The sequence below is a fragment of the Spongiactinospora sp. 9N601 genome (assembly GCF_044326295.1).
GTDB classification, from domain to species: domain Bacteria; phylum Actinomycetota; class Actinomycetes; order Streptosporangiales; family Streptosporangiaceae; genus Spongiactinospora; species Spongiactinospora gelatinilytica.
In genome coordinates this window covers 35,183-50,893 of record NZ_JBIRBB010000032.1, presented here as the reverse complement: position 1 = coordinate 50,893, position 15,711 = coordinate 35,183, and the positions used below count along the sequence as shown (strand labels likewise).

The 15,711-nt window shown below is 72.1% G+C and carries 21 protein-coding genes; 9 read left to right on the top strand and 12 right to left on the bottom strand.

The window, feature by feature from the left end:
- Positions 1-186: 186 nt before the first annotated feature.
- The 3 genes from ACH34R_RS42395 to ACH34R_RS42385 are packed head-to-tail and all read right to left on the bottom strand — an operon-like array spanning position 187 to position 1,735.
- Positions 187-1,188 carry a BtrH N-terminal domain-containing protein gene (locus ACH34R_RS42395; protein WP_397567274.1) on the bottom strand — a complete coding sequence of 334 codons (1,002 nt, stop codon included), beginning with the start codon at positions 1,186-1,188 and terminating at the stop codon, positions 187-189.
- Between the two features lie 41 nt (positions 1,189-1,229).
- Positions 1,230-1,451 (bottom strand): hypothetical protein, encoded by a 222-nt coding sequence (locus ACH34R_RS42390; RefSeq protein ID WP_111169356.1) that lies wholly within the window; start codon positions 1,449-1,451, stop codon positions 1,230-1,232.
- Positions 1,448-1,735 (bottom strand): hypothetical protein, encoded by a 288-nt coding sequence (locus ACH34R_RS42385; protein WP_397567273.1) that lies wholly within the window; start codon positions 1,733-1,735, stop codon positions 1,448-1,450. The genes ACH34R_RS42390 and ACH34R_RS42385 overlap by 4 nt, the downstream gene beginning before the upstream one ends.
- A gap of 217 nt (positions 1,736-1,952) precedes the next feature.
- Here ACH34R_RS42385 and ACH34R_RS42380 point away from each other — a divergent pair, with 217 nt between their 5' ends.
- The 3 genes from ACH34R_RS42380 to ACH34R_RS42370 all read left to right on the top strand — a co-directional run bounded on the left by ACH34R_RS42380 (position 1,953) and on the right by ACH34R_RS42370 (position 4,259).
- Positions 1,953-2,804: a helix-turn-helix domain-containing protein gene (locus ACH34R_RS42380; protein WP_397567272.1), complete on the top strand. Its 852-nt coding sequence runs from the start codon at positions 1,953-1,955 to the stop codon at positions 2,802-2,804.
- Between the two features lie 15 nt (positions 2,805-2,819).
- The gene (locus ACH34R_RS42375; RefSeq protein WP_111169354.1) at positions 2,820-3,026 is read left to right on the top strand and encodes a DUF397 domain-containing protein; all 207 of its coding nucleotides are present in this window, start codon (positions 2,820-2,822) and stop codon (positions 3,024-3,026) included.
- A gap of 288 nt (positions 3,027-3,314) precedes the next feature.
- Positions 3,315-4,259 carry a class I SAM-dependent methyltransferase gene (locus tag ACH34R_RS42370; protein WP_397567271.1) on the top strand — a complete coding sequence of 315 codons (945 nt, stop codon included), beginning with the start codon at positions 3,315-3,317 and terminating at the stop codon, positions 4,257-4,259.
- 2 nt (positions 4,260-4,261) lie between these two features.
- Here ACH34R_RS42370 and ACH34R_RS42365 read toward each other — a convergent pair whose 3' ends face one another.
- The 5 genes from ACH34R_RS42365 to ACH34R_RS42345 all read right to left on the bottom strand — a co-directional run bounded on the left by ACH34R_RS42365 (position 4,262) and on the right by ACH34R_RS42345 (position 7,375).
- Complete coding sequence (locus ACH34R_RS42365) at positions 4,262-4,579, bottom strand: hypothetical protein (RefSeq protein WP_397567270.1); 318 nt, start codon at positions 4,577-4,579, stop codon at positions 4,262-4,264.
- The gene (locus ACH34R_RS42360) at positions 4,560-4,775 is read right to left on the bottom strand and encodes a hypothetical protein (RefSeq protein ID WP_397567269.1); all 216 of its coding nucleotides are present in this window, start codon (positions 4,773-4,775) and stop codon (positions 4,560-4,562) included. The genes ACH34R_RS42365 and ACH34R_RS42360 overlap by 20 nt, the downstream gene beginning before the upstream one ends.
- A gap of 67 nt (positions 4,776-4,842) precedes the next feature.
- The gene (locus ACH34R_RS42355) at positions 4,843-5,454 is read right to left on the bottom strand and encodes a class I SAM-dependent methyltransferase (protein ID WP_397567268.1); all 612 of its coding nucleotides are present in this window, start codon (positions 5,452-5,454) and stop codon (positions 4,843-4,845) included.
- Positions 5,455-5,687: 233 nt separating this feature from the next.
- Positions 5,688-6,548, bottom strand: coding sequence for an LLM class flavin-dependent oxidoreductase (locus tag ACH34R_RS42350; protein WP_397567267.1), 861 nt, complete (start codon positions 6,546-6,548; stop codon positions 5,688-5,690).
- Between the two features lie 8 nt (positions 6,549-6,556).
- Positions 6,557-7,375 (bottom strand): prolyl oligopeptidase family serine peptidase, encoded by an 819-nt coding sequence (locus ACH34R_RS42345; protein WP_397567266.1) that lies wholly within the window; start codon positions 7,373-7,375, stop codon positions 6,557-6,559.
- Between the two features lie 126 nt (positions 7,376-7,501).
- On the opposite strand from ACH34R_RS42345, the gene ACH34R_RS42340 reads away from it, so the two are divergent.
- Positions 7,502-7,714, top strand: a complete 213-nt coding sequence (locus tag ACH34R_RS42340) for a type II toxin-antitoxin system VapB family antitoxin (protein ID WP_397567265.1) — start codon at positions 7,502-7,504, stop codon at positions 7,712-7,714.
- Positions 7,715-7,787: 73 nt separating this feature from the next.
- Positions 7,788-8,090, top strand: a complete 303-nt coding sequence (locus tag ACH34R_RS42335) for a PIN domain-containing protein (RefSeq protein WP_397567275.1) — start codon at positions 7,788-7,790, stop codon at positions 8,088-8,090.
- Positions 8,091-8,094: 4 nt separating this feature from the next.
- On the opposite strand, the gene ACH34R_RS42330 is transcribed toward ACH34R_RS42335, so the two are convergent.
- Complete coding sequence (locus ACH34R_RS42330) at positions 8,095-8,721, bottom strand: dienelactone hydrolase family protein (protein ID WP_397567264.1); 627 nt, start codon at positions 8,719-8,721, stop codon at positions 8,095-8,097.
- 99 nt (positions 8,722-8,820) lie between these two features.
- Between ACH34R_RS42330 and ACH34R_RS42325 the strand changes: the two genes are divergently transcribed.
- On the top strand, positions 8,821-9,096 hold the full coding sequence (locus ACH34R_RS42325) for a DUF1876 domain-containing protein (RefSeq protein ID WP_111169348.1): 276 nt from the start codon (positions 8,821-8,823) through the stop codon (positions 9,094-9,096).
- Between the two features lie 9 nt (positions 9,097-9,105).
- Positions 9,106-9,954 carry a glycosyltransferase family 2 protein gene (locus tag ACH34R_RS42320; RefSeq protein WP_397567263.1) on the top strand — a complete coding sequence of 283 codons (849 nt, stop codon included), beginning with the start codon at positions 9,106-9,108 and terminating at the stop codon, positions 9,952-9,954.
- 4 nt (positions 9,955-9,958) lie between these two features.
- On the opposite strand, the gene ACH34R_RS42315 is transcribed toward ACH34R_RS42320, so the two are convergent.
- Together ACH34R_RS42315 and ACH34R_RS42310 are read right to left on the bottom strand one after the other, a co-directional pair.
- Complete coding sequence (locus tag ACH34R_RS42315; RefSeq protein WP_397567262.1) at positions 9,959-10,732, bottom strand: ABC transporter permease; 774 nt, start codon at positions 10,730-10,732, stop codon at positions 9,959-9,961.
- Complete coding sequence (locus ACH34R_RS42310) at positions 10,725-11,678, bottom strand: ATP-binding cassette domain-containing protein (protein ID WP_397567261.1); 954 nt, start codon at positions 11,676-11,678, stop codon at positions 10,725-10,727. Before ACH34R_RS42310 ends, ACH34R_RS42315 begins: the two co-directional genes overlap by 8 nt.
- Before the next feature lie 100 nt (positions 11,679-11,778).
- On the opposite strand from ACH34R_RS42310, the gene ACH34R_RS42305 reads away from it, so the two are divergent.
- Complete coding sequence (locus ACH34R_RS42305; RefSeq protein ID WP_397567260.1) at positions 11,779-12,525, top strand: TetR/AcrR family transcriptional regulator; 747 nt, start codon at positions 11,779-11,781, stop codon at positions 12,523-12,525.
- Position 12,526: 1 nt separating this feature from the next.
- Here the strand turns inward: ACH34R_RS42305 and ACH34R_RS42300 are convergent, their stop codons facing one another.
- On the bottom strand, positions 12,527-13,435 hold the full coding sequence (locus tag ACH34R_RS42300; RefSeq protein ID WP_397567259.1) for a LysR family transcriptional regulator: 909 nt from the start codon (positions 13,433-13,435) through the stop codon (positions 12,527-12,529).
- An 82-nt stretch (positions 13,436-13,517) separates the two neighbouring features.
- On the opposite strand from ACH34R_RS42300, the gene metE reads away from it, so the two are divergent.
- The gene (gene metE / locus ACH34R_RS42295) at positions 13,518-15,710 is read left to right on the top strand and encodes a 5-methyltetrahydropteroyltriglutamate--homocysteine S-methyltransferase (RefSeq protein ID WP_397567258.1); all 2,193 of its coding nucleotides are present in this window, start codon (positions 13,518-13,520) and stop codon (positions 15,708-15,710) included.
- The last annotated feature ends 1 nt before the right edge of the window (position 15,711 follow it).

Here is a 15,711-nt window from a genome sequence, read left to right as displayed (position 1 = left end):
GGCCGGGTGGGCCGGGTGGTCGGGATCGGATGGGTCCGGGCCGGGTGGGGTCGGGCCGGGTGGGCCGGGCCAGATGGGTCGGGCCGGGTGGGGCCGACCGGTCGGGTGGGCCGGGTGGTCGGGATCGGGTGGGGCCGGGTGGTCGGGATCGGATGGGTCCGGGGCGGGTGGGTCGGGCGCGTTGTTTTAGATGCGGCTCAGTGTCAGCATCGCGTCCTTTTCGATGCGGGCGAGGTTGAGCAGGAGATCGCCGGCCTGGTTCAGGTAGGCGTCGTCGCCAGCCTCGCCGGTCTCGCCGGCCTTTGCGATCAGGGCGGCGACGTCGGTCCACAGGGCGGCGGCCTCGCCGTACAGGCGGTGGGCGGTGCGGATTTCGCTGCTTTCCCCATGGTCGGTGCATTCGCCGAGGAAATCGCGGTAGAGATTGCGGAAAAGCGCGCCGCCGGTGCCGCCCCGTTCCATGAGCAGTGCGGCGTGCGGCAGGTGCCGCCGAGGATCGTCGGTGCGCAGCAGCCATTTCCGTACCTGGCCCGCGGCCTTTTCGATGCCGCGATGCCCCAGGTTGGCGATGGGGGCGGCGAGAAAGGCGGTGGCGCACGAACGGATCGCGGGCACGATGCCCGCCTGCCAGGAAACGGCGGCGGCGGGGCTGTTCGGGGCGGTTATGGTGAACGACCGGTTCTTCGCGGTCATCGGGCCGCGCTCGGATCTGGCCAGGGCGAGATTGTCCAGGGTGGTACGGACCGCGCCGCCCTGCTGGTCGGTGTCCACCAGGTAGGCGTGGTCGTCGTCGTAGCCGTACATGGCGACGACGTGGCCGCCGAAATGAATCCTGGTCGTGAAGTAATCCAGGTGATAACTGTCGAGTTGCAGGCCCACCGGCCAGCCGGAATCGATGGGGGCGGCCACGTTGTGCCATGCCTTGCGGGCGGAGGAGGTCTCCGCGACCGAAAGGTCCAGGCCCAGGGTGGTGGACAGGTTCTTGGTCAGTTCGAAAGGCTTCACCCGGCCCCCGAGAAGGGGGAGGTCCATGCCCTTGGCGTCCCAGTAGATGAACGAAAGTCCGGAGCCGAGGCCGAAGAGCATCGGCTCGGAAAGGTCGAGCCCGGCGTGCCTCAGCAGCACGCCGAGCGTTGTGGTCTCGCAGTGCCGCATTCCGCGGGCGTCGATGTTCTCAACAATGGTCATGCGAGATCTCTTCTTCAGGTACTTCTGGTGCTTGTGGCGCTTCAGGTACGGCGGGCGCGGTGCAGGATGTCGGCCTGCTCGGCGAGCGCGGCCACCAGATCGTCTCCGGTGAGGCGGGCGAGTTGGTGGTGTACGCCGAGCGCCCGCTCCACCGTGTCCGGCGGACGGTGCCGGGTCGCGAACCACACGCCCTTGAGGACGGTGATCCGCCAGCCGGGATAGGTCTGCCGGATGACCTCCAGCCGCCGATCGTCCGGCATCATGCGGCTGCCCCCCAGGCTGTGGGCGTGGCCAGGCATAACGCGGGCAGCGCGGGCAGCGCGGGCAGCGCGGGGAATGCTGGTAGTGCGGCACCAGCCTGCGATGACACCCGCAGCGGGCCCGCGTCCGTCGGGGGGAACACCGGCCGGAACATCAGCGGGGACATCAGCGGGGACATCGGCTCACCGGGGCGGGAGGCTCGGCCGCACCGGTGCCGCAGTACGCCGGGGGGCCTGTCCTGCGGCAGCGGAGGGGCGTTGCACAGCACTCCGGCAGTGTAGGTCAACTGACCGACGGTGGACGGCCCGCCGGGCGGACGAGCATGGGCCCAGGTGGTGCGGCGAGTCGATATGTGTCATCGATGCCTTACTCTCCGTAGCTGAAACTGCTAGGGTCATGCTCGTATCCCCAAAGCGTTTTTGCAAGACGGAGCCCCACGTAATACCTCAATCGCAAGGCAAGCACATTGCTCCCGCGCTACGACCCCCTCAACAGGAGATCCCGTGCCCTACAGCCCGACGGTGCGCCGCCGCCGACTGTCCTCGCTGCTGCGCCGGCTCCGCCAGGACGCCGGGCTCCACGCCGACGAGGTGGCCCGGCGGCTCGAATGGACGGCGTCCAAGCTCACCCGGATGGAACGCAACGAGTGGAAGCTGCCGAGCGTCCGTGACGTGCGCGATCTCCTCGACGTCTACGGTGTCACCGACCCATCCCTGCGGGAGTCCGTAATCGCCCTCGCCCGGGAGGCGCGCCAGCGCGGGTGGTGGGAGGAGTACAAGGACGTGTTCCTGGTCGGCGCGCTGCCCGAGTTCGAGACGGAGGCGAGCGAGATCCGCACCTTCCAGGCACTGCTCGTCCCCGGCCTGCTCCAGACGGCCGACTACGCCGCCGCGGTGTTCCGCGGGGGCGGCCGGGTGACCGACGACGCCAAGGTCGCGCGGCGGGTGGAGGCCCGCATGGCCCGTCGGCAGATCTTCGACCGGCATGATCCTCCGGCGTTCAAGGTGGTGATCGACGAGGCGGCGCTCGCCAAGCACGTGGGCGGGGCCGATGTGATGCGCAGGCAGATCCTGCACATCACCGAAATGGCCGCCCGGCCGCACATCGACCTCCAGGTGGTCTCGAACGGCACAGGCGCACACGCCGCCCTCGACAATCCCTTCACGATCCTGCGATTCGCCGCGCCGGAGGACCCGAGCCTGGTCCACGTCGGGACGGTCGCCGGTGACCTGTTTCTGGAGAAGCCGGAAGACGTGCGGAGTTATACGCTGGCATATGACCATGTGCGCGCGTCGGCATTGAGCCCGGAGGCGTCGCTGACGTATCTGGCCGAGCTGGCGGAGCGATTTCGATAGAGGCGAGGGACGGTCATGGCTTTCGTGGAGTGCGGCGCGCTTTCCTGGCGCAAGAGCTCATACAGCGGGGCCAACAATTCCGACTGCGTCGAAGTCGCGACCTTGCCTGGCGGAGGGCGAGCGATTCGCGACAGTAAGGACGTGCGGGGGGCGGTTTTGCGGTTCTCCGCCGCGGAATGGGCGTGGTTCGTCGGCAATATCAAGACCGGCGAGTTCGACTGACCACCTGAAGTACGACAAGTCCCGCCAAGCCGCGACAACGGTGGCCGTCGGAGCTACCGCCCGCCCCTGGAAGGCGGGCGGACGCGGCGCCCGTTCCGGGTCATCGAGGATGGCGTGCGTGGCGGCGCGTTCGGCCTCGGAGTTGACCGATCCCACAGAACCGGGCTTGTTGGCCGGGCCGGAACGGCGGGCGGCGAGAGTGGGCTTGCCGTACCGGCCCCGGCCAACAGATCGCGGGGGTCGGACGCCAGGCCCTGGCCGCTGGACCTGGTTGGGTAGTTTTTCAACGTGAGAAATGCGAGCGACGCGACGATCGTCAATCAGAAGCGATGGGATGCGCTGGCCGAGCGGCATGGGCGTGGGGATGATGAGTACTACGACGTGGCCGGGTTCTTGGCCGGCGGGTCGTCGCTGACCGACCGGGAGCGGGCGGAGGTGAACGCCGCCGTCGGGGATGTCGCCGGGCTGGAGCTGCTGCACCTGCAGTGTCACTTCGGGCTGGACACGTTGTCGTGGGCGCGGGCCGGGGCCAACGTCACGGGGGTGGACTTCTCGGCGGTCGCGGTGGAGCGGGCGCGGCGGCTCGCGGCGGAGGCCGGGCTGGCGACGGAGGTCCGGCCGGCCACACTGCCGCAGACGAACGCACAAGCTGGGCCAGACGCGCAAGCCGGGCTGGCGGAAGAGGCTCAACCGGCCGCCCAGGTGCGATCGGGGGCACAAGCCCGGCCGACCGTGGGGTTCGTGCAGGCCGATGTGCTGGCGCTGCCGGCCGGCTTGGCCGGGCGGTTTGATGTGGTGTTCGCCTCCTATGGGGTGCTGTGCTGGATTCGGTCGGCCGCTGAGTGGATGGCGTCGGCGGCGGCGTGTCTGCGGCCCGGTGGGGTGTTGGTGCTGATCGACATGCATCCGCTGGTGAACATGATCGACTCGGCGCAGCCCCTGGTCGTGGACTTCCCGTACGCGGGGGAGAAGCCCGTCCGCTTCGACAGCGGTACTTCCTACGCCGTGGCCGGGCTGGACGCCGAGGTGAGCGAGACCGTCCAGTACGCCCACGGCCTGGGTGAGGTGGTGAGTGCGGCGGCGGGGGCAGGGCTGCGGGTGGAGTCGCTGACCGAGTGGTTCGATGAGGAGATCGACCCCAAGCTGGTCCGGAGCCCGGACGGGCGCATGCGGTTCCCGCTGGGCGACCAGTGGGCCCCGACCTCATACGGCCTGCGCGCCCGCCGTCCCTGAGATCAGGTCGCGCACAGTACGGACTCGGCGGACTTGACCATCGCCGGGCCGATCGCCGCCGTGTCCGCGACGCTGTGTGTCGTGGACACGGCGTACTGGGTGCGCCCGTCGAACGACGCGAAGGTCATGGCGGTGAACCCCGCCGTGCCGCCGAACACCAGCGCCCCCTTGAGCGCGCCCCCGCACAGGCCGCCGCCCCCGCCATTCTGCGCGGGGCCGCCGGGCCGTTCGGTGAGCACCTGCCGCAGTTCCGGTGGCAACAGCCCGTCCTGGTGGAACGCCCGGAAGAACGCGCTGACGTCACGCGTGGTGGAGACCACACCGCCCGGCGCGCCTGCCGTCCACGTAATGTCCGGCGATCGCGCCGACCACGCCGGGGGTCCGGGCCAGTTCGTCCATGGCCCGCCGTACGTCGCCCGCCGGGCGTCCGTCGTGAGCGGCGGCGGGCGTGCCGCCGAGGAGGGTGAGCATCGCGCAGGCCAGCCCGGCGGCTCCAGTCCCTTTCCGCAACTTCATCCGCATGGTCCTCTCATCGCGGTCATGGTTCGAGGACCTTTGTAGGAGTATCGCCGTTTCCTCCGTGTTACCGGCCCGGTTTGTCCCATACCAGCAGGTAGCGGCGTAGCAGCAGGCGGCGCCAGTGGCAGCCGGGCAGGGTGGCGCGGGCCGCTCTGCCCACATCGCCCCAGCTCATGGTGGGGTCCATGACGGGCATGCCCGCTCCGCTCTTGGGGCCGTGCCGCAACTGGTGCAGGCGGGTGACGACCTGGGCGGTGCCGCTGATGATCCAGTCGAGGGGGGAGCGGTTCTGGGCGAGGCCGATCACCACGAGCCGCCCGCCCGGAGCGAGCAGGCGGGTCAGGGCGGCCGTGGCCTGGCCGAAGTCGGCGTGGTGGACGACGGCGACCGCGCTGACGAAATCGAACTTGCCCTCCGGCAGCAGCCCCGCCGGGTCGTCGAGGTAGTCGGCCTGGACGAAGGACAGGCCGGGGACGTCGCCGTGCTGGGCGCGGGCGGTCTCGATGGCGCCGGGATGCCGATCCGCCCCGGTGACCGTGCCCGCCCTGGCGGTCAGCTTGCCGGCCAGCAGGCCGTCACCGCAGCCGACGTCCAGGGCGTGCGCGCAGCCTTCCGGCACGAGCTTCAGGACGAGCCGCTGGTAGTGAACGTTGTGATTCCAGTACGGATCGGCCATCCGATCACAATAGGGGCGGCCCTTGGCCGGTGTGGCGGAGTACGACGTCGGCCTGCTCAGGCTCCTCCCCCGACAGGCGCTCATCCCACCAGGTGATGCCCGCGTCGGCGAGCGGCCCGACAACGCCACGCCCCGCCGGACCGGCCGGGCTACGACGTCGATCAGCCGGACGGCCAGACTGCACTCCGCACGACACACCCGACACACGTCGCGAGCACGGATCGGCCATCCGGTCACAACAGGGGCGGGCCTTCATCGATGCGGCGGAACACGGCGTCGGCTTGCTCGGCCTCTTCCCAGGGGAGGCGCTCGTCCCACCAGGTGATGCCCGCGTCGGCGAGCGGCCCGACGACGTCATGCCCGGCAGGGCCGGACGGGCTGCGCCCGCCGGTCACGATGTCGAACGGCCGGTCGGCCAACCCGTATTCGGCGCGGCATGCCCGCAGGAAGGTGACCAGCTCGGTCACCTCGGTGAGGGTCGGTGTGCGCGCCACGTCGGCGCCGGCCATGGTGGGCATCGCGCCGTCCCAGCGGGCCGCGCGGCGCATCGGGGCCTTGTTGGGCCAGAAGCCGCCCACCCAGATCGGCACTCTGGGCCGCTGCACCGGGGTCGGCAGGAAGGTGACGTCGTCGATGGTGACCTGGTTGCCGTGGTAGCTGACCGGCTCGCCGGACCACAGGAGGTCGAGCGCGTGCAGGCCCTCGTCCAGCCGTTCGGCCAGCACCTTGGCATCGGTCGTGTCACCGAACGAGCCGTACTCGTCGTCGAGCGGCGCGCCCAGCCCCACCCCCAGGGTCACCCGGCCGTCGGTGAGCCGGTCGAGCGTGGTGACCTCCCTGGCCAGCTTGGACGGCCTACGCCGGGCCACCGGCGTGATCGAGGTGCCCAGCCGGATGCGCGAGGTGGCCAGGGCGGCGGCGGTGAGCAGGATCCACGGGTCGGCGATCATGCGATGCAGCGCCTTGGTCTCCACCACGTGGTCCCAGACGAAGAGCGCGTCCCAGCCGGCCTGCTCCGCCCGGCGCGCGAGGTCGGCGAAGACCCGCGGCGATGCGAAATCTCCGAAGTTGGGGACGTTGAACGAGTAACGCATGGCCCGCACTATGCCCTTTCCAACGACCCTAGGTGCCCGCGGAACCACTCGGTGGCCAGCGCGTCCACCTCCTTGGCGTGCGTGGTCTGTGGCGCGGGCTCGATGCCGGGCTCGTCGGCGAGCGCGTGGCCCATGCCGGGGATGGTCGCCACCTCGGCGCTCTCGCCCCGTGCGGCACGCAGCTCCGCCGCCGGGCCCTGGAACCCCTCCTGGTCGTCGAGCTCGCCGACGACGGCCAGGATCGGCGTGTCGCCGAACTCGCCCGCGCGGGCCACGAAGTCGAGCCGCCGCGCGACCTCGTCGGACTCCGGCGACCATGCGTACGTCATGCCGTACTGCCGGGCCAGGCCGGTGATGGTGGCCCGCAGCCGGATGACCGGGCTGATCAGCACGGCCGCGCCGACCTCCAGCCCGAGCGCGGGCGCGCTCTCCAGCGCGGCGAGCTGGGCCGCCGCCGCGCCCGCCGACCCGCCCATGACGCCGATCCGCGTGCCGGTGAAACCGAGCTGGTCGCGCAGCTCCGGCCAGGCCGCGCGGAACTCCTCGGCCGCGCCGTACGCGACCGGGCGATGGACGTTGAGCACGGCGTCTTCGGCCGCCAGCCGGCCCAGCTCCTCGAACCCGCCCTCCGGCAGCCGCGATCCGCTGAGCGGCAGCCCGAGGTAGATCCGCCACGCGTCGAGCCCGTCGAGCGGCACGGCGGCGGCGAAGGCGGCCTCGGTGCGGGGCGAGTCGAGCAGGTGCCAGCCCACCACCACGGGAGCGCCGGGCGTCGAGGCGGGCAGCGCGAGGTAGGGCACGCCGGCCGCGATGCCGGTGATGGCCATTGCGGATCTCCTTTGTCATTGGACAATGTCCAAAAGCCATTGAACACTGCCCCACCGACAGAAGCGCTGGTCACGCGCCAGCCACGGCGATATACCCGGATATGCCTGTGATGCCAGGGAGGATGCATGAGTCGCACGGTGATCGACCCGGACGATCAGTTGCCGGCCGATGTCGCCAAGGCCCTGGGCACGACCACCAAGAGGGAGACCGTCAACAGCGCCCTCCGCGAAGCGCTGGAGAACCGGCGTCGTGCGCTGGCGCTGACCCGGCTGCGCGAGGCCGCCGAGGGCGCGTTCGACCTCGGGTTGCTTGAGGACAAGCGAAACTACCGCCGCTGAACGCGGCCGAGTTCCGCGGCCTAGTTCCTGATCGACACGAGCGCGCCGGCCAGGCTGTTGCCCGACGACCCCGATCGGTTCGGCTGGGACCGCGCGGCGGCGGCCGGGCCGCGGGCGCGGCATCGACCGGCTACGGGAGCTGTTCGGCCGGGTGCCGGTGGACGATCGCGCGTACGCGCGTGCCTGGGAGGTCCAGGACGCGCGCACCCGGCGTGGCCGGCACCGCAGTGCGGGGCCCGTCGATCTGATCATCGCCGCGACCGCCGAGCTTCAGGGGTTGACCCTCCTGCACCGCGACCACGACTTCAAGTGCATCGCGGAGGTCACCGGGCAGGCCGTCCAGTGGTACGGCCCCCCGCCCGGCAAAACGGCCTGAAGGGTCAATGGGTGGTGAACCAGGCGCAGGCGAGGGCGGCGACGGCTTCCAGGGCGCCGGGCTCCTCGAAGAGGTGAGTGGCACCGGGGACGATCTCCAGGTGGGCTTCGGCGTGTTCCAGGCGGCGCAGCGCGGCGCCGTTCAGTTCGACGACCTCGGGGTCGTCGCCGCCGACGATGAGCAGGGTCGGGGCGCGCACCCGGCCGAGCCATTCGGCGGCGAGGTCGGGACGGCCGCCCCGGGAGACGACGGCGGCGATGTCGGTGCCGCGCTCACCGGCGGCCTGGAGCGCGGCGGCGGCCCCCGTACTCGCGCCGAAGTAGCCGACCCGCAGGTCGGGGGCCTGTGCGCGGAGCCAGTCGGTGACCAGGTCGAGCCGGTAGGCCAGGAGCTGGATGTTGAAGACGTTCAGCCGGTCGGCGCTCTCCTCCGTGGTGAGCAGGTCGAACAGCAGGGTGCCGAGGCCGGCTTCGTTCAGCGCCTCGGCGACGTACTGGTTGCGCGGGCTGTTCCGGCCGCTGCCGCTGCCGTGCGCGAAGGCGACGACCATGCTGGAATCCGGCGGCAGGGCGAGCTGCCCGGGGAGCCTGAGCCGCATTCCGGGTAGCGCGATCTGGACATTGTCCTCCACGGGCCTCCCCTTCCCCACATATGAGAGGTGACACGGCGTTTGCCGAGGCAGTACGGGGCAGAGGGGACGTACCTAGCCGAGAAGGGGGGTGTCCAGGTCATGACCGAGAAGCACTGGAACATCGAGGTCAACGTGGTCGAGGACGAGGTCAACACGACCGCGCAGGCCATCTTGACCATGCCGACCGGCGAGGAGCACATCGGCATCGGCAACGCCCGCCGCAACCCGTCCGACCGGCCGGTCGCCGTGATCGGCGACGAGCTGGCCGTCGGGCGTGCGCTCGCGGACCTGTCCGGCCGGCTGCTCGGGCAGGGCGCGCGCGACGTGGCACGGGTGTCCGGGCACGGCTCGGGAACCACCGACCGGGGCTGGTGAGCAGCCCGGATGGCGGTCGCGCGGGTGACGGTGGTGGTGGTGAGCCGGGATCGGCGGGCGGATCTCGCGCGGTCGCTGGCCTGCCACGAAGGGCCGGTGATCTTGGTGGACAACGGCTCGTCGGACGGCACGCCGGGCTTCGTGCGGGAGCGGTTCCCGCACGTCACGGTGATCGAGGCGGGCCGCAACCTGGGCGCGCCCGCGCGCAATCTGGGCGTACGGCTGGCCACCACGCCGTACGTGGCCTTCGCCGACGACGACTCCTGGTGGGCCCCCGGGGCGCTGGAACGCGCCGCGGACCTGCTCGACGCCCATCCCCGCCTGGCGCTGCTCGCCGGGCGGCTGCTCGTCGGCCCCGCCGAACGGGTGGACCCGATCTGCGCGGAGATGGCACGGGCGCCCATCGGCCGCGAGTCCGACCTGCCCGGACCGAACGTGCTGGGCTTTCTGGCCTGTGGCGCGGTGGTGCGCCGCGCGCCGTTCCTGACCGTGGGCGGGTTCGACGACGTGGTGTTCTTCTTCGGTGAGGAGGAACGCCTCGCGCTGGACCTGGCGGCGGCCGGCTGGGGCCTGGCCTACGTCCCCGGCGTGGTGGCCCATCACCATCCGTCGCCCTCCCGCGATCCGGCCGGACGACGGGCGCTCGCCGCCCGCAACGCGGTGCTGACCGCCGTGCTGCGGCGTCCGTGGAGGGTGGTCGCCCAGGTGACCGCCACGACGGCGCTGCGCGGCGGCCGGGCCGGCCGGCGCGGGCTGCGGGACGCGGTGGCCCGGCTGCCCCGGGCCCTGGCCGCGCGGCGGCGGCTGCCACCGGCGGTGGAGGCCGCCCGCCGTACGCTCGACCCGCGCTTCACCTGAAGACTCAGCGGGCCGTACGACGGGCGAACAACACACCCGACAAGACCACCGACACCACCAGAATCCCGGCACACCACGCGAGTGCCACCATGGGCCGCGTACCGACCGCCTCGCCCAGCATCAGGCCGCGCACACTGTCGATGATCGGCGTCACCGGCTGGTGCGTGGCGAACCCGTGAATGGCCTCCGGCATCGTCTCGATGGGCACGAACCCACTGCTCATGTACGGCAGGAACAGCATCACGAACCCGAACCCGCCCGCCGCCTCCGGCGTCCTGGCCAGCAGCCCGATCGCCGCCGACAGCCACGACATGGCCAGCACGAACGCCAGCAGCAGCCCCACCGCCACCAGCCACCCCACCAGGTCGGCCCGGGGCCGGAACCCGATCGCGAACGCCGCCCCGAACACCAGCACCAGCGACATCGCGTTACGCGCGGTGCCCGCCAGCACATGGCCCGCCATGATGGCCGGGCCGCCGACGTCCATGGACCTGAACCGGTCGATGATCCCGTCCTTGATGTCCTGGCTGAGCCCGACCGCGGTCAGCGACGCGCCATATCCGGCACACAGGACGAGTACGGCGGGCAGCACATAGGTCACATATTCCGTGCCGGTCTCGATCGCCCCGCCGAACAGGAACACGAAGACCAGCATCAGCATCACCGGCAGCAGCAGCGCGATGATCAGCGCGTCCACGCCGCGCAGCGACAGCCGCAGGCACCGCGTGGCCATCACCGGCCAATGCGCGCGAGCGGGGCGGATGGCGAGGTCAGACATGCGCGGGCTCCTTCTCACGAGCAGAGCGGCCGGTCAGGGTCAGGAAAACGTCGTCAAGGGTGGCGCTGTGCACACCGAAGGTCCGTACCGCGCCCCGCTCCGGGTCCACTTCGTCGAGTACGGCGCGTACGTGCGCGGCGCTGCCGTCCGTCGCCACCGACAGGGTCAGTTTGGCCGGATCGCCGTGCGCGACCCGCCCGCCGAGCACCCCCGCGGCGGCCGAGTACGCGGCCGGGTCGGCCATGACCAGGTCCAGCCGCTGGGCGGAGACCTGCCGCTTGAGGTCGTCGGCCGTGCCGTCGGCGATCACCGTGCCCCCGTCGATGACGCTGATCCGATCCGCCAGCTTGTCGGCCTCCTCCAGGTACTGGGTGGTGAGGAAGACGGTCACCCCGGTGCCGACCAGGTCGGTGATGACCTGCCACATGGCCTGCCTGCTGCGCGGGTCGAGGCCGGTGGTCGGTTCGTCCAGGAAGATCACCGAGGGCGGGACGACCAGGCCGGCCGCGAGGTCCAGGCGGCGGCGCATGCCGCCGGAGTACGTGGCGACCCGCCGGCCGCCCGCGTCGGTGAGGTCGAAGCGGTCGAGCAGTTCGGCGGCGCGGCGGCGCGCGGCCGATCCGGACATACCGCGCAGCCTGGCCATCATGCGCAGGTTCTCCGCGCCGGTCTGCAACTCGTCCACGGCGGCGTACTGGCCGGTCAGGGTGATGCCGCGGCGAACCTCGGCGCGCTGCCGGACCACGTCGAACCCGGCCACCCGCGCCTCGCCACGATCCGCCCTGATCAGCGTGGTCAGGATGCGGATCGTCGTGGTCTTTCCAGCGCCGTTGGGCCCAAGCAGGGCGAACACGGTGCCCGCCGCCACCTCCAGGTCGACTCCGGCGAGCACGCTCACCTCGCCGAACGATTTCTCCAGGCCGCGCGCTTCGACCGCAGGCCGCATGTCGTCCCCCTAACTGCGTATTGAGTACGCGCTACTGCGTATGGCGTATATCTCTTTGCGTAGGATATACACAGAAGGAGTGCGACGGTCAAGGAGAGCAATGGTCGACGAGAACGGCGGCACCGGGCTCCCGGCGAGCATCGAGGCGGCCTGGGGCATCCGCAGACGTCCCGGCAAAGGCCCCCGGCCAGGGCTGACGCTGTCCCGGATCGTCCAGGCCGCGATGGACGTGGCCGAGACCGAAGGGCTGCCCGCCGTCTCGATGAGCAGGGTCGCCGCCGAGCTGGGCGTCTCCACCATGTCGCTCTACCGCTACGTCGCCGCCAAGGACGAACTGCTCATGCTCATGCTGGACGCGGCTGCGGGCCCCCCGCCGGAGCCGCCGCCGGGGCTGGACTGGCGGGGCGGCCTGACCTGGTGGAGCCGGCAGATGATGGCCGCCCACCGGCGCAGTCCGTGGACGGTCCAGATCCCGGTGTTCGGGCCGCCCACCACGCCCAACCAGTTGCGCTGGATGGAGCAGGGGCTGCGCGCGCTGGCCGGCACCCCGCTGCGCGAGGACGAGAAGCTGGGCGTGATGCTGATGCTCTCGATCTTCCTGCGCGGCCAGGCGGCGCTGCTCATCGAGCTGGAGACGGCCTTCCACGGCAAACAGGACGACACCGAGGTCGGCGCGCTGGCCGGCTACAGCGCGCTGCTGCGCAGGCTCCTCGACCCGCGCGACTTCCCCGCGATGCACGCGGTGATCGACGCCGGGGTCTTCGACTCCGGCGAGTCGGACGAGGAGGACTTCCGCTGGGCGCTGGACCGCATCCTGGACGGCGTGGCGCGGCTCTTCGACGAGTGAGTCACCGCGTCCACAGGGCCTCCTGCACCGCCCCGACCAGCGCCATCACCTCCGGCGACACGCGCTCGGGGGACCAGGCCACACCGTAGGACAAACGCAGCCCGCCCGCCTCGAACGGGACGAACACCACATCGGCCCGGCGTACCGACCGCACCAGCAGGTGCGGCGTGGGCAGCAGCCCGGCCCCCGCCGCGACCAGGTCGAGCAGCGCGGCGAAGTCGTCGATGTCGTCGGCCACCACGCGGTACTGGTGCGGGCCGCGCAGCCGTACGGCCAGCCGCGCCCACATGCCGCCGGGCGGCCGGTCACCGGGCATCAGGATCTTGTGCCGGCCCAGCCGGTCCGGGCGCAACTCGGACGAACCGGCCAGCGGGTCACCGGCCGGGACGGCGATGTGATCGACCGGCACATGGAAGCGCGCCGCCGTGGTGAACTCCCGGGGAAACGGCGCGCCGACGATCGCCACGGCCGCCTCGCCCGCCGCCAGCGCCGCCGTGGCCGCCGCCCAGCCGGCGGGCCGCAACTCGACCTCGATCGGCGGGGTGCGGCGGGCGAGCCGCCGGGCGACCTGGGCGGCCAGCTCGCCGAGCAGCGATGGATAAGCAAGCCGAATGACCGGACCGGCCTGCGCGGCCAGCCGCTGGGCCTCGGCGGTGAACGCGGCGGCCCCGTCGAGCAACGCCTCGGCGTACGGAAGCAGCGCCGCGCCCGCCGCGGTCAGCCGCACCTCGCGGCTGGTGCGCTCGAAGAGCCGCAGGCCAAGGGCCCGCTCCAGGCGGCCGACCGCCTGGCTCGCGGCGGGCTGGGAGATGCCCAGCTCGGCCGCCGCGCGGGAGAAGCCGAGGTGCCTGGCGACCGCGGCGAAACAACCGACCTCCCGCAACGGCGGCGCGGGATCGATTCGGGACACCAATAGATGTTACGCGAGCCCGCCGGCGCTCGGCAGGATGCGCAGGACTTGCAGATACGGCCGGAAGTGGAAGGAACACATCGTGACCGCAGTGTCGTTTCCCGGCACCTCGACCGTGCTCGGATACCCGCGGATCGGCCCGCGCCGCGAGCTGAAGCGGGCGCTGGAGTCCTACTGGGAGGGCACGGCGAGCGCCGCCGACCTGCGCGCCGCCGGAGCCGGGCTGCGCGAGCAGACCTGGCGGCGGCTCGCCGGGCTCGGCCTGGCCGCGCTGCCGTCCAACACGTTCTCCTACTACGACCAGATGCTGGACACCGCGGTCGCGCTCGGCGCGGTCCCCGAGCGGTACCGCAGCGACACCCCGGAACAGACCTACTTCGCGATGGCCCGCGGCACCTCCGGACTCGCGCCGCTGCGGATGACGAAGTGGTTCGACACGAACTACCACTACATCGTCCCGGAGATCGGCCCCGGCACCGCGTTCGGCCCGGCCGACGCGGGCAAGCCGCTGGCGGAGGTGCGCGAGGCTCGCGCGCTCGGGTACGAGACCCGGCCGGTCCTGGTCGGCCCGATCACGTTCCTGCTGCTGTCACAGGGCACGGCGCCGCTGGACCGGCTGGACGACGCGCTCGGCGGCTATGCCGCGCTGCTGGCGGCGCTGGCCGACGAGGGCGTCGCGTGGGTGCAGCTCGACGAGCCCGCCCTGGTCGCCGACCGCACCCCCGCCGAGCTGGCCGCCGTCCGCGCCGCCTACGACCGGCTGGGCGCGCTGACCCGGCGGCCCGCGCTGCTGGTCGCGGCCTACTTCGGCGACCTCGGCGAGGCGCTGCCCGCGCTCGCCGAGTCCCCGGTCGAGGGCATCGCGGTGGACCTGGTGCGCGGCGGGGTGCCCCGGCATCCGGCGCTGGCCGGGAAGGTCGTCGTGGCCGGGGTGGTGTCCGGGCGCGAGGTGTGGCGTACCGACCGGGACCGGGCGCTCGCGTCGCTGCACGCCGTCCAGGCCGGGCAGGTCGTGGTGGGCACGGCGGGTTCGCTGCTGCACGTACCGTACGACGTGAACGCCGAGACCGGCCTGGACCCCGCGCTGCGCGACCGGCTGGCCTTCGCCGAGCAGAAGGTGTCCGAGGTGGTCGAGCTGGCCGCCCTGTTCGGGTCGGGGGCACGCCCGCAGCGCGCCGCCGTACCGTCGCGCCCCCGCGAGAGCGCGCCGGCGGCCGAGCCGGAGGGCCGCGGCCCCTATCCGGTGCGCGCCGCCGCCCAGGCCGGACGCCTGTCGCTGCCCGTCCTGCCGGTCACCACGATCGGCTCGTTCCCGCAGACCGGCGAGCTGCGCGCGGCCCGCGCCCAGGTCGCGGCGGGCACGCTGGCCGAGGCCGACTACGAGGCGCTGGTCCGCGCCGAGATCGAGCACGCCATCGGCGTGCAGGAACGGCTGGGCCTGGACGTCCTGGTACACGGCGAGCCCGAGCGCAACGACATGGTCCAGTACTTCGCCGAGCACCTGGACGGCTTCGCGGTCACCCGGCACGGCTGGGTCCAGTCCTACGGCTCGCGCTGCACCCGTCCGCCGATCCTGCACGGCGACGTGAGCCGCCCCGAGCCGATCACCGTCCGCTGGGCGACCTACGCGCAGTCGCTCACCGCCAAGCCGGTCAAGGGCATGCTGACCGGCCCGGTGACGATCACCGCCTGGTCGTTCCGCCGCGACGACCTGCCGCTGCGCGAGGTGATGTACCAGGTCGCCGACGCGATCCGGGCCGAGGTGGCCGACCTGGAGGCGGCCGGGATCGGCATCGTCCAGGTGGACGAGCCCGCGCTGCGCGAACTGCTGCCGCTGCGCCGCGCCGACCAGGACGCCTACCTGGCGGGGGCGGTCGGGGCGTACCGGCGGGCCACCTCGGGGGCGGGCGACGCCACGCAGATCCACACCCACCTGTGCTATTCGGACGCCGACCAGATCGCCGCCGCCATCGACGGCCTGGACGCCGACGTGACCAGCGTCGAGTCGGCCAGGTCGGACGGGCGCATCCTGGCGGAGTCGGCCGTCGGCGCGTTCACCCGCGGGCTGGGGCCGGGGGTTTACGACATCCACTCACCGCGGGTGCCGTCCGTGGCCGAGGTCGAGAAGCTGCTCGGGGCGGCGCTCGCCGTACTGCCCGCCGGGCGGGTCTGGGTCAACCCGGACTGCGGGCTCAAGACCCGTACCTATCCGCAGGTGGAGGCCGCGCTGGCGAACCTGGTCACGGCCGCCGCGAACGCGCGCCAGGCGCTCTGAG